The organism is Lacrimispora amygdalina (assembly GCF_003432035.1).
Classification (GTDB): domain Bacteria; phylum Bacillota; class Clostridia; order Lachnospirales; family Lachnospiraceae; genus Lacrimispora; species Lacrimispora amygdalina.
The window spans coordinates 107,008-119,021 of record NZ_QOHO01000031.1 but is presented as its reverse complement, the minus strand read 5'-3'; the positions used below and the strand labels follow the sequence as shown (position 1 = coordinate 119,021).

The window sequence follows — 12,014 nt, the reverse complement described above, 5'->3', positions numbered from 1 at the left end:
GGATTTTGGGGAATCATAAAATGAGAACGTTATTATGGCAAAAGATTTACCAATAGAGATGCTATTGTTGAAATGATAGAGAATTACATTAGGTATTATAACAATAAAAGATTACAGCGAAATTTAGGTGTGTTGACTCCGATGGAGAAGCACCAAATGTATTTACAAGCAGCATAAAAAATGCCAGCAGGCGACCTGCTGGCAGAAAAGATTTATATTTTTTTAATTGTCTACTTGACGGGAAGCAGTTCATATACCGTGTTTGAGGACTTTATTTATGGACCTATTGTGACCGGAACCCCCAGATTGCAGTAGCTCCACAGCACGTCCATCACCGTATTATCAACCGCTACGCATCCATGAGTCGTTCCATCCGGAACTCTGCATCCATGGATCTCAATGGCTCCGCCAAGAGCAGTTTCCCATGGCGGCTGCTGTCCGGTTAAATTCGCATTGATGATCTGGTCTCTTTGTTCCTGTGTAATAATTCCTTCTTCAAATCCCCGCTTAGCATCTTCTACACCGGGATAAGAAAGTCCAAGTGCCAGATAAGCCACACTTTTATCATTTCTGGTACAGACGTAAAACTGACCGCTGGGAGTTCTCATATCCCCCTCCACCTTTTTGTTTCCATCCGATGATGAGGCACCTATAGAAACGGGATACTCGCCGATTAAAATTCCATTCTGCTTGAGAGACAGGGTTTTGGTTCGCTTGCTGACGTATATGGAAACACCATTCACAGAAGCTGCATTACCTGCCTTAAGATCCGCTCCCGGACCCGCTTCCTCCTTGGCATAACCGGTTGTCCCTGCCAATACTGCAATCATAATTGCCATCAATGCTGCTAAAAAAAATCTATTTTTATTACGATTCCTTATACTCACAATTCTGCTCCTTCAAAACTATAATCAGTTACAATATGCTAAATAACTCAGAACAGCCTGATAACAGGCTTCAATACCCGCAAGGCCGCTGTCCAGGCAAAGATGGTAATTCTGAGCTTTTCCCCATTCACAGCCTGTATAATACTGGTAATAATCTTTTCGCTTCCGATCCGTTTCCCGAATCTTATTCTCTATTATTTCCAGATCCAGATCTTTATTTAAAGAAGTAATTCGCTCTATCCGATATTCAATTCCTGCACAAACAAACAAATTGATGCTGTCTTCAAGAACCCGGTCCGCACACCTTCCAACAATAATACAGGGCCCCTGTTCAGCCAGACTTTTAATCACTCTGGACTGGGCCAGAAAAACCTGATCAGATATGGGGACTTCATACAGGGGAGAAAATGAAGTATATATGGTTGGTTCCAATGATTGCTCCGTTACGGGAATACTTTCATAATAGCTGAGAAACTCTGTTTCAGATAAATTAGTCTCCTGTGCAGTTAAAGAAATTAATTCTTTGTCGTAAAACGGAATCTCAAGTTTTTCCGACAGCCTCATGCCCAGTTCTCTTCCGCCGCTTCCAAACTCTCTGCTTATGGTAATCACACGATTCAACATACACCCTCCTTATCTTCCGTCAGGCAATCCTCTTAGCTCCTCTTTAAACTTCTACTATTGATGTAGAATATTCTGTCTTCTTACTTTTATACATCCATCCGCATTTTATCACATTCTGAAATCTATGTACACCTTATTTCCATATTTAGTCCATATTATATACATCAAATAAAAAAAGATCAGAGCCTTTATATGACCTTTCGACAAGTAAAAAAGCGCGATACAGGACTCGAACCTGCAGTTTTCCTTAACAAAAAAGGGTAAGCTCTTGAGGTGTCAATATAGCTACCCTTTTTTGCTATGCTGCTAATCCTTTATACTATAACTGCATCACTAAAATCATGAGCAGCCTTCAGGGCGGAGTTTAGAAACGGTTCCGGTCAAACAATTGTCTTAAAAACAAAAGTCTGACAATATCTCTTAAATTAAAATCACGAAAGCGCCGGCGCCGGCGTCTGTACCAATCTCTGTCTCTGTCCCTATCTCTTCCATCCCAACCTCCGAAACCACCAAATGGTATCTGCTGAGATGATGTCTCTCCTATCTCCTGTCCATAAAAATCCTCATAATCGAAATTGCTGACAAAATTATCAATCATATTATCCCAATCTCTGAGGGACTCTTCTCCGTTCATATTGTTCGCCACAATAGTGGATCTAACTGTTTCATCTAACATCTCATATAATTCTGGAAAATCATCGGCGAATACATCTAATTCCATCTAATAATTACTCCTTATTCATGTTTTAGCTAAATTGCTTTTAATATATAATATTGAGTAAATGAATAATAGTTCACGTATTTACTAAATTATTTATCAAAAAGGGATCAGCAAAAAACAAACCTTAAACAATTAGTGGAGTTTATAATTATCATATTGTCAGAATTGTTAATTAGATATTTAAGATTACTTATATAAACAAAAAAAGAATTCCCGAAAACCGGAAACTCTTGCAAACAAAAAGCGCGAGACGGGACTCGAACATTACCGTCATCCGCAAACCTATATAAAATAAGGAGGAACGCACACTGTCTACCGAGTGTCTGCAGCTTGTCTACAGCTTGCCTACAGCTTTGTATAATTATCGAATTTTATGTTAGGATATGTCAAGAGGTCCGCAATAACAACGCTTGCCCTTGACATATTCGAAAAAACTATATCTATTCCAAAAATAAAAATGCTTGGACAAGATGCTTTCCCCTTATCCAGGTTGCTTAAAAGTTTTTGCTTTATATCAAATAAATAGTGTTTATAAGACTCATAATAAAATAGCCTTATATTCTTAATATAAATAATTTTAATTTATTAATCGCTGTAATGTGAACCACGTTAAATCTATCTTAAAAAATGGTCGTAAGTTTCCAGCCATACGATGTTTCAAAGTAATTGTCATTTAATATTTTAGCCTGTATTGTCTCACCAATTTTAAATTCACTATAAATATCTTCAATCCACCTTTTAGCTATGCGTGAGATATGAATAGAGCCACGGTTTCTTTCATCGTCTGTACGTAATTCAACAGTGATGCTATAATCATTTATCGCAGTAACAATGCAAGGAACTATATTGCCTCTTTCTAAGAACATCATATTAGATTTATCTGTTAAGTAGTTGGATACTATCTCTGTAAGTCTATCTGTTACAACTTTGCTTCTTTTAATTAGTGATTTATCCACTTGCGGTAATTGCTTAACTGCTTCGTCAAAGCACGAACAAGCCGTTTTTAATAGCTGTTTGAATTCTGAACGATCTGCCAATTTTAAATATAAAGTTTCACAACTTCTTTTCATTTCTCTGCTATTTGAGCGAAAAATTTTATTTCCGACGCATAAAACTCTTATTGCATATATTAAATGATATTTATAATCTTTCCAGCGCTTATCTATAATACCTCTACGAATTGCATCATCAACCAAATAAAGAGCAAAGGCAGAAATATAATAAGGTTCACAAAGACTCTCTTCCGAAAACATTTTATCTTTATAAGTATTAAGAATTTCTCCATAGTATCTACTATTTGCACTTTGTGGTTCGTTTAGAAAAAAAGAAATATACGAAAATATTTGTGTAGCTAATGTAATTACCTTATTTTTATTAATGCCCTCACTTTTATCATATTGCTTAGAACGTCTTTCGTAATATAATCTGGTATCAATATCAACTGACTTATAGTATTCTTCTAATTTTTTGTGAAACTTCTTAGAAGATGCAAATGCTTCGGATTTCACTTCTGTTTGCCGATTTGTAGTGTATACGATATCTTCTAATGTAGCATCGTCCGCTACCTGAACTACTCGAACTAAAACATATGAATTATCTGTCAAATTAGTTCGATTATCAAATAGAACTCTACTTGTTTGACAACCATTTACAATTTGATAATCGAAAATAGTTATGTTATCCCCAGATGGTTTAATTTCTTTTGTAATAATTGTAATTCCATTATTTAAGACAGCAAATCTTTCTTGAGCATCTTTATTAAAAACAGTAGCTTTTATTTCATTATTAACAGCATTATATCCTTGAAAATCTCGAACATTATCTTCAAATATATTACTAAACAAATTACCATTATCATCTTGTAAAAGTTGAACAATGTCTTTACAACTAACCAAACCAAAATAGGCTTCTACAATTCCATTCATAGAATAGAATGGCATCTTTTTTTGCATCATTATAGTTTTACTAATCTTTCGCCGTAATTCTTTGTATAGCGTAATAATTTTATCACTATCGGCTGGAACAAAAGTCACTTTTTGATAATCGGCGGTATTCTCAAAATACTTACACTCTGTTTGGACACAATTTGTCAAATTATTATCGGTATTCCACGTTCCACAACATGCATAATATGCTTCAAAAATGGGTTTTGTCCCTTGATTGACCGCCTCAGTAAATATGTAATCTTTGGCTCTTATAAGTTCTTCAATCTTATCATTTGTAGCTGGTCTTTCTTCTTCTGGTTCAAAAAAATGTTTAATACCCCTAAAGAAAGTTGATATTTCTCCACCAACAAAACTGTCACTACGTTTAGCTTGGATAAAAACAAATGTGACTTCAATATTGCTGTTTTTGTCATAATAATCTTTGGTTTCACTTAATGTAGTTACAATATGTCCATTTAAAAGTATCGCTATTCCATCAAGACCAATTTCACCGTCACCAGTCATTATATCCACTGGGTCAAATCTTTCGAGCGAATATTTGTTAACAACACATCTATTTATAAAATGCTCAAACCTTATTTTCTCTTCCCAGTCTTCAATGCTATATTCAGATGTATGTGTCTCTAACGCAGCTTTAATAATCTGATTCATTATATTTCTCCCCCTAATTCACATAACTTATTTCTTTTCAAAGATTAATGCATATTCTCAATTCGTTACTAAGCAAAGGTTGAAACCTTCAAATAATATGCTACAGTTTCCCTTTTAAACTAATAGTATTATCATTTTATCATACAGATATTAAGATATCCATACTATTTTTTCTTAACCAACTCCTTACATTCTGCTTTTATAATATAAAATTTGTTTTTAAGTGTTTGATAAGAAATATAAAATATTATTTCCAACACTAATTTCTCATTTGTTCCTCTATTAATGTGCCAAAAGCTTGATATGCAACATTTTGAAATGCAATGATTATATCATTTTGCGCTGTCTTTACTAGTGGTTGTACAAAAAATTTTCCTTCATCCTCAAAATATGTTTTATCAATATCCACTCTTAAATCTTGATTCTTAAAGCTTAGAATAACTGCAAATTCGGTATCACCTTTCTTATGCTCATATCTATAGCGCATGGCAGAAATATAGTATCCCTTATCAAGTGACTCTTGTACAAATTCATTAGATCTAAGTCCACTTCCATTCAATACGGCTTGGCTTATACCTGATAAAGTAGAAGAATCTTCATTCTCTTCAATCACCACATCCTCATCTTCATCATCATCATTAAGCCCTTGTCTAACCGTAATTCCTGTTATTGTTTTTAATTGCCATAATTCAAAAATATATGCAGCAATTCTATCAAAAAATTCAACTTTATTTTTACCTGACAGTAATTCTAAATTAATATGTCTAACATTAATTGTATCTTCTGCTTTTACAAGATTATTGATGAAACCTAACGCATTTTTAGAGTCAATCGATGATTGTTGCCTTATATCAAGTACAACCTCACTTTTTGAAACTTTACGGATGTTTAATTTCAAAAATCTTTTTTCATGTTCTAATAATTTATTTCTTCCTGGTAACTTTCTAGAATAAGAAAATTGAACATATGCTCCATCTTGAGTTCTTACTGGGTTTTCTATAAAATAGTCCTGCGACTTTATAGATTTTTGTTTGTTCATCTCATCTAGTAAAATATCAACAATATCTTCTTGTGATTCCTCTTTTAAAACCAAATTCATTACTAGTGATTTTTCATAACTTGTATCATTATTCATCATGTCACGAATTTCAGATATTTCTTCAGCGCCTAAAAAAATAGTATATACCTGTTCCGCAAATTGTTCTGCATTACTCGCAGTGAATATAATACCCTTTCTACGCAAATAGTATTTCAAAGTTGCAGGCTTTAATTTTTTGTCTTCAATAAGTCGTTTAAATTCCACACAATCTATATACTCCGTTACCATTTTACCTTCCTCCTCCATCAACTGGTGACAAATTTCTATTATCAAAAAAATCTATCTTAATTTTTTTCTCCATTTCTTCTGTTATTGAAGGATTTGCTTGATATAGTATTTTTATAAAATTCGCCTTAACAAATTCTACATCATCGCTTCTTCTCGGATAAAAAATAAATACTAATTCTTTTGCGTCCTGAAATTGAAATGCCTTAAACATACTCCACATATATTTAAAATTTCCAATTGAAATATCATCAAATGAAATCATTATTTTCCTTAGCATTGGAACAGGATATTTTACTCCATCTTCATCTTTCTCCACATATATTACATCCTGTGCAAATATGTATTTTGAATATAACTGATTAACTGTAATATAAGTTCCTAATTCCATGTTGGAACCTTCAATACTGGGATATATAAAGCGGAATTCTTTACTATAATCTTTTTCTATTTTATCTCTCAATGAATTCCATCTATTTATCTCATCATTTCCCGCAATAAAGATATTAATAGGATTTCTTCTACTTGATACTTTCAAATTGCATAAATACTTATTAAAATTACCAGCATTAAAAGAATCATTAGCATGAATCAACAATAATCCGGTATTCAAATTTGTACCTTCAGTATCAATACTTTCCAATTCCGGGGCTGATTGTGCACATTCTATTGCATTAATCAGTTCAGCTAGCCATTTATCGATTTCTGCTTGTGTAATAGATTTCATTTGTCTATTTTTACACTCTATAATAATCCCTTGCTTATTTCCCAAATACGGATTACTAAATCTCATAAATAAATCTAATCCATGTGTCTGTTTACCATGGTAATACTTTCTATTACATTGTATTTCAGTATCTCTGGCTAACTCAGTCCACCCAAACCCTGTAAAAAGTTTTTCTCCAAATCCTTCTAACTTTTTACCAATTTTATTTGCTTGTTCGCCCATAATTCTCTCCCCTAACACGTTATTTTAATAATTTTTTGTATCATTTCATCTTTATCATCACTATCAATCTTACTAATTGAAAATTTACCCGATTTATAAACAGTAACATTAGTTACTATCTTTTCAAATTTAAAAGATATCACTATAATATTGCTAATATACCTCATTACAATTTCCGTTGGGTTATCTTGCGTCAATAAATTCACAACACAATTTACTAATAGCCCCTTATCTAAGGTAATATCAACCAATTTCATTTTTATTAACTCTATATTTTTATCCTTACAAATCCGTTTAACTAAGTTTTCAATATTTATTACAAATTCTGTAATTGAATATGAATTTTTAGATGCTATTCCTATTAATGTTATTATTTTTTGTGCCATCAGCTTATTTCCAAAAACAAGCAACTTACCTTCTGGAATTTGTATTCCGAAATCTGCTGTATTAACAACTTCTTCTTCAATAAACTCAAAATCTTTTTTATCAAGATTATATCTATACTCTTTTCTCCACTTTCTTTGCCAATATGTAGCTTTTAAAAATGTATCATCATATTCTTGAATATGAATTCCTTGAGTATCATCCTGTGTCACCTTTTCTAAGTCATCTACTAATTTTTTTAAACCATATTCATTCTTTTGAACTAAGCAATATAAAATTATGTTCATCATACAAAGGACCCCTTCCCAAGCATCATTTTTATACTTTACTAATATCTATTACGATAACCACACTTAATACCTGATAGTATAATAATTTTATCACACCTGTAAATAAATATCCAGAATATAGCCAAGATTTCACTTGAAATTTTAATATCTTAATTATATATATAATTATAATCTTATAAGATCATAAGATTTAAAATTTGTTAAAAATAGGCCAGATTAAAAGTATGATACTTTTATCTGGCCTTACTTATGGCATGCCCGGTACTGTTCACAAACAATTGCTTATATTACTCCTATCATATAAGCTACAAGTTAAGAATACAAATTGTCAAGAGGTTTTGCATAGCAAAATACATTTTACCTCTTGACAGTTTGTTGTTAAAATGCCTGTATCCCATGATTGATTACGGCTAGATTAAAAGCACTTTTTTAATCTAGCCTTGGTTAATATTATTATCCAAACTCCCAAGGAATAACTTCTATTGAGTTAATAGAACTCTCATCAAAATCAATATAAGCTTTACACCCTCCTTCTTTTGAATAATTTAAAAACTGCTTGATACTCCTTACCGATGTATCATTTGAATTGAAATTTACATTTGCACTGATTTTAAAATTCACATCTGAAATATACCTATAAGCCTGGCCGACCTCATTAATAAATTCCCCATTCCAAGTTACGCAATCTTCAAATGCTTCACCATTATTACTAATTGAAATCCATGAAAACTCTCCATTGCCATCTTCCCCTTGATACCCAAAATCAAAACTGTCTCCATCTATGTCTCTAGTTCTTGCAGTAGCCTTTTGTACATTTTTACCTAGCCTTGATAGAAACTCAATGCTATTGTATGCAACTTGAGCTCCCATCGCTTCTTCTGACGCTGTCAGGGGTCTGTGCAGTTCTAATTTATCTTCCGGAAAACGAGTATCACACAATTTTCCTTTTACTTCATAATATCCATCTTTATAATTGAAGCTATCAATTTGAAGAACCGCTTTTCCTAATATTTTGTAATTCTGTGTAACCTTGTCACTCCATGCCCCATCTGTTCCTACAGAATAACCATCTGGTGTGGTTGTATTTGTATACATAGCTCCATCACCCCCCAAGTAATACCATTTATTATTATCCAAAATCCAACCACTTTGCATATATCCATATTGATTAAAGTGATACCATTTACCGTCTAAATCCTTAAGCCACTGATTTGCCAGATAAGTTCCATCATCATTCTGATACCACCACCCTTTTGAATCAGTTCCCCATGTGCCTGCAAAAGCTGTCATGCTTCCTAAAATAGTGACGCCCATTGCAACTATTGTTATCAAAAAAGCCCTGATAATCCTTTTCATTTTTATTTTCTCTATCCTTTCTCTTTAGAATCTTAAAAAAATAAATAGCCATCTTACTTTGATATTACAATAATAAGTATTACTATAACAATAAGTGCCATCAATTTCGCGGGACTTAAAATTAAATCTATAAGCCCACCTATTCCATTTATAATTGTGCTTATAATTAAACCTATCAATAATAAAACTAATATTACAACTAAAATGATCATAAAAACACCTTAACCTTACTCATAATTTGATATTGTCTGTATTATCACTTGATGTTTAAAATTTCTTGTTGATCCTACTCATAGTTAATTCTTTTATTGCTTTTTTATCTATTTAATTCTATAAAATAATTTTGTTCCCCCTTTCTTATTAGTATATTCGTTTTAACGAAGATATGCAAGCATGATTTTTCCAACTAACATTAACTATATGCTTAGATAAAACAAGGGGGAAACTCAATGATCGACTATTCTCCATTTTGGGAGACTTTGGAAAAATCCAGTGAAACTTGGTATACGTTGACAAAAAAACATCATTTATCAGATAGCACCTTGTTCAGACTGAAACATAATAAATTTGTCTCTATGAAAACAATCAATGACCTGTGCAGGATCTTAAATTGCAATATAGAAGATATTGCCCGATATATCCCCTCTGATTCCGACCAGATTTTATAAAATGAATTTACTTTAGATTTCACTGGATTTAAGCCAGTTACCAATAATCGAATATAAGTATCAAAATCATCATGCCACCATTGCTATCTATTCCGATATGATTTGCAAATGCCAGCGCATATTTCATCATTTTACAATTCTCTGTAATATCTAAACCCTGCTCATTTTTTATGGTTATAACTATATGTGTTTTTCCAGGTTTCTCTACTTCTAAAACCGACGATGTCATTTCACTGAAATCTTGTAATATTGGCAATATGGCAATATCAAACCATTTAGCATAATTTTCCTGTTCAATAACTAAGTTGGCTTGCTTGGTTTCTTCAATCGCTTTTATTGCTGCTTGCGCTTCATTTTGTGATAGATTATCCAGAATCATAGAGAGTTCTTCTAAATAATCATTAATACTATATGGCAATACTTGTTAACATAGATTCAAAAGGAGATCACCATGAAAGACTTGGATTATGGACATATTAAGATTAAATTAAAATCTGTTATGGAAAAAGAAAATGTAAGTATCAATAAATTAGCCTGTCGGTCTGAAATGCAAAGGACACAACTGAAAGCGTACATGAATGGTGAAATTCAACGAGTAGACTTATCTGTATTAGCTAGATTGTGTCATGCTCTTGATTGTGATCTGACTGATATAATGGAATATGTTAAAGATTGATAATACTGTTATAAAACAGTCATTACGAAAAAATATAGTATAAAAAAATAAGCTTTGATCCGCTAAGCCGTTTCAAAGCTCTTTTATGGTTTTATGTGTTATTTATTTTTACAAGTTATTACCTAAACCTCATTGTATAGTAGCATCATCTCTATACTATGTATTTCGCCAACAAAAAACTCTCTACTAAATCCAATATAATATACTGGTCTGATTCTCTAAGTTTATCAAATAATAATTCAAAGGTACATTCTTGAAAAGAACTGCTTTCATGCACATAAATTAATCTTTTTTTAATGATAAGTTCTGACATATCAACTTCAAATAAATTTGCCACTTCTTCTACCATTTTCTCGATTTGGCTACAGCTTAAATAATCCAGAAATCTTTCCGTTACCCTTTCCGCTTTCCTATCCCATATTTAGAAAGGCTTTCATCAACACCCATCAATCCAAAAAATTCTTTTTGCATTTCTTTTTCTATTTTATTCGTTGTAGCTTCTTTTAAATTTCTATGTGACTTACTTAACGTATCTTTGCTTCGATAATCTCTCTCCACATTTGCTGTCTTATCTTGTTTATTTTCTTCAAGATACACTTCTTTTTGAGAAACTAAAGTTACTGGCGAACTCTTTCTATTACCTAAACCAGCCTCAAGTAATTTTATACTGGCTTTATATAATTCCCCTGTTGTTGCTTCAATAGAGCCTTTTGGAATAAGCCTTTCCATTATATCAAGCGTTATATTCTTTTGAATCTCATTACAACCAGCATATTTTCTACTGGCTTTCTCCTTAATTATATTTGCATCCATGGTAATTCCTCCTACGTAATATTGTTTTAATTTTTTAAATTAATATACCAAAAAAAATCCAGAATTTCTAGGGGGAGATTTCTTCAGGATTTATCCTCTCCCCTCTTGTCCATAGATAGCCTATGATATACGTATCAGGCCTGAATACAAAAGAAAGGAATTTGACAAGCGCTTGTCTGTGATAAACAGACATGACAATAATTAACGAAGGTAACGTTAACAAAATATTAGGTGAAAGAGTGAAAAAATTAAGAGAAGATAAGAAAATGACTCAAGAGGAACTGGGAAGAGAACTTTCCGTAAGTAGAACGGAGATATCAAAATTAGAAAAGGGAGAAAGAAGCTTAAAAGCCGGACAAGTCTTAGTTATATCTGAATATTTCAAAGTTTCCTTTCAATATCTTTACGGGCAGACAGACTGTCAAAAAAGAAACTCTGAAGAAATTAAGAAAACATTGTCAATAGAAGAAAGTAATTTCAAAGCTATATCGGAATCAATATTGGATCTTGCTAAAGAATGGAAGAAAGGTACTTTTGGTACATATCACCCTAAATTGCAATACGACTTAGCAAGAGACTTATTTAACGTATTAAGGCCAGTTGAAAAAATAATTTAATTAACAGGCTGTGACAAATATCTACTTGTCACAGCCATGTGACAGCTGCTTACCTATAAGTTGGTATTTCATTATATCATTCTTTTATAACCTGAACAAAAGGAGGTG

At 32.4% G+C, this 12,014-nt stretch carries 13 protein-coding genes and 1 pseudogene; 4 read left to right on the top strand and 10 right to left on the bottom strand.

The features are described 5' to 3' along the window. Positions 1-36: 36 nt before the first annotated feature. Positions 37-177, top strand: a pseudogene (locus tag DS742_RS30010) (IS3 family transposase); the annotation flags it as partial. A 98-nt stretch (positions 178-275) separates the two neighbouring features. On the opposite strand, the gene DS742_RS11975 reads toward DS742_RS30010, so the two are convergent. The 8 genes from DS742_RS11975 to DS742_RS11940 all read right to left on the bottom strand — a co-directional run bounded on the left by DS742_RS11975 (position 276) and on the right by DS742_RS11940 (position 9,132). Then, the gene (locus DS742_RS11975) at positions 276-887 is read right to left on the bottom strand and encodes a L,D-transpeptidase family protein (protein ID WP_242996456.1); all 612 of its coding nucleotides are present in this window, start codon (positions 885-887) and stop codon (positions 276-278) included. 24 nt (positions 888-911) lie between these two features. Then, positions 912-1,508, bottom strand: a complete 597-nt coding sequence (locus DS742_RS11970; RefSeq protein ID WP_117417246.1) for a cytidylate kinase-like family protein — start codon at positions 1,506-1,508, stop codon at positions 912-914. A gap of 367 nt (positions 1,509-1,875) precedes the next feature. Continuing rightward, a complete protein-coding gene (locus DS742_RS11965) occupies positions 1,876-2,232 on the bottom strand; it encodes a hypothetical protein (protein ID WP_117417240.1) in 357 nt (118 codons plus the stop codon). Between the two features lie 620 nt (positions 2,233-2,852). Next, positions 2,853-4,829, bottom strand: coding sequence for an AIPR family protein (locus tag DS742_RS11960; protein WP_117417239.1), 1,977 nt, complete (start codon positions 4,827-4,829; stop codon positions 2,853-2,855). 259 nt (positions 4,830-5,088) lie between these two features. Continuing rightward, positions 5,089-6,156, bottom strand: a complete 1,068-nt coding sequence (locus DS742_RS11955; protein WP_117417238.1) for a hypothetical protein — start codon at positions 6,154-6,156, stop codon at positions 5,089-5,091. 1 nt (position 6,157) lies between these two features. Continuing rightward, complete coding sequence (locus DS742_RS11950; RefSeq protein WP_117417237.1) at positions 6,158-7,102, bottom strand: PD-(D/E)XK nuclease domain-containing protein; 945 nt, start codon at positions 7,100-7,102, stop codon at positions 6,158-6,160. A gap of 11 nt (positions 7,103-7,113) precedes the next feature. Further along, on the bottom strand, positions 7,114-7,776 hold the full coding sequence (locus DS742_RS11945; protein ID WP_117417236.1) for a hypothetical protein: 663 nt from the start codon (positions 7,774-7,776) through the stop codon (positions 7,114-7,116). A 453-nt stretch (positions 7,777-8,229) separates the two neighbouring features. Continuing rightward, on the bottom strand, positions 8,230-9,132 hold the full coding sequence (locus DS742_RS11940; RefSeq protein WP_117417235.1) for a hypothetical protein: 903 nt from the start codon (positions 9,130-9,132) through the stop codon (positions 8,230-8,232). A 449-nt stretch (positions 9,133-9,581) separates the two neighbouring features. On the opposite strand from DS742_RS11940, the gene DS742_RS11935 reads away from it, so the two are divergent. After that, positions 9,582-9,800, top strand: a complete 219-nt coding sequence (locus DS742_RS11935; RefSeq protein ID WP_117417234.1) for a helix-turn-helix domain-containing protein — start codon at positions 9,582-9,584, stop codon at positions 9,798-9,800. Positions 9,801-9,837: 37 nt separating this feature from the next. On the opposite strand, the gene DS742_RS11930 is transcribed toward DS742_RS11935, so the two are convergent. Beyond that, positions 9,838-10,179 (bottom strand): hypothetical protein, encoded by a 342-nt coding sequence (locus DS742_RS11930; RefSeq protein ID WP_117417233.1) that lies wholly within the window; start codon positions 10,177-10,179, stop codon positions 9,838-9,840. Between the two features lie 72 nt (positions 10,180-10,251). On the opposite strand from DS742_RS11930, the gene DS742_RS11925 reads away from it, so the two are divergent. Continuing rightward, entirely contained in the window at positions 10,252-10,476 is a 225-nt protein-coding gene (locus tag DS742_RS11925) for a helix-turn-helix domain-containing protein (protein ID WP_170313440.1), read from the top strand. A 393-nt stretch (positions 10,477-10,869) separates the two neighbouring features. Here DS742_RS11925 and DS742_RS11915 read toward each other — a convergent pair whose 3' ends face one another. Next, positions 10,870-11,289: a hypothetical protein gene (locus DS742_RS11915; RefSeq protein ID WP_117417231.1), complete on the bottom strand. Its 420-nt coding sequence runs from the start codon at positions 11,287-11,289 to the stop codon at positions 10,870-10,872. 191 nt (positions 11,290-11,480) lie between these two features. Here DS742_RS11915 and DS742_RS11910 point away from each other — a divergent pair, with 191 nt between their 5' ends. Continuing rightward, entirely contained in the window at positions 11,481-11,906 is a 426-nt protein-coding gene (locus tag DS742_RS11910; RefSeq protein ID WP_117417230.1) for a helix-turn-helix domain-containing protein, read from the top strand. The last annotated feature ends 108 nt before the right edge of the window (positions 11,907-12,014 follow it).

Coding starts and splice junctions, on each gene's coding strand:
- DS742_RS11965 (WP_117417240.1), bottom strand. CDS start 2,232: ATGGAATTAGATGTATTCGCCGATGATTTTCCAGAATTATATGAGATG.
- DS742_RS11960 (WP_117417239.1), bottom strand. CDS start 4,829: ATGAATCAGATTATTAAAGCTGCGTTAGAGACACATACATCTGAATAT.
- DS742_RS11955 (WP_117417238.1), bottom strand. CDS start 6,156: ATGGTAACGGAGTATATAGATTGTGTGGAATTTAAACGACTTATTGAA.
- DS742_RS11950 (WP_117417237.1), bottom strand. CDS start 7,102: ATGGGCGAACAAGCAAATAAAATTGGTAAAAAGTTAGAAGGATTTGGA.
- DS742_RS11945 (WP_117417236.1), bottom strand. CDS start 7,776: ATGATGAACATAATTTTATATTGCTTAGTTCAAAAGAATGAATATGGT.
- DS742_RS11940 (WP_117417235.1), bottom strand. CDS start 9,132: ATGAAAAGGATTATCAGGGCTTTTTTGATAACAATAGTTGCAATGGGC.
- DS742_RS11935 (WP_117417234.1), top strand. CDS start 9,582: ATGATCGACTATTCTCCATTTTGGGAGACTTTGGAAAAATCCAGTGAA.
- DS742_RS11930 (WP_117417233.1), bottom strand. CDS start 10,179: ATGATTCTGGATAATCTATCACAAAATGAAGCGCAAGCAGCAATAAAA.
- DS742_RS11925 (WP_170313440.1), top strand. CDS start 10,252: ATGAAAGACTTGGATTATGGACATATTAAGATTAAATTAAAATCTGTT.
- DS742_RS11915 (WP_117417231.1), bottom strand. CDS start 11,289: ATGGATGCAAATATAATTAAGGAGAAAGCCAGTAGAAAATATGCTGGT.
- DS742_RS11910 (WP_117417230.1), top strand. CDS start 11,481: ATGACAATAATTAACGAAGGTAACGTTAACAAAATATTAGGTGAAAGA.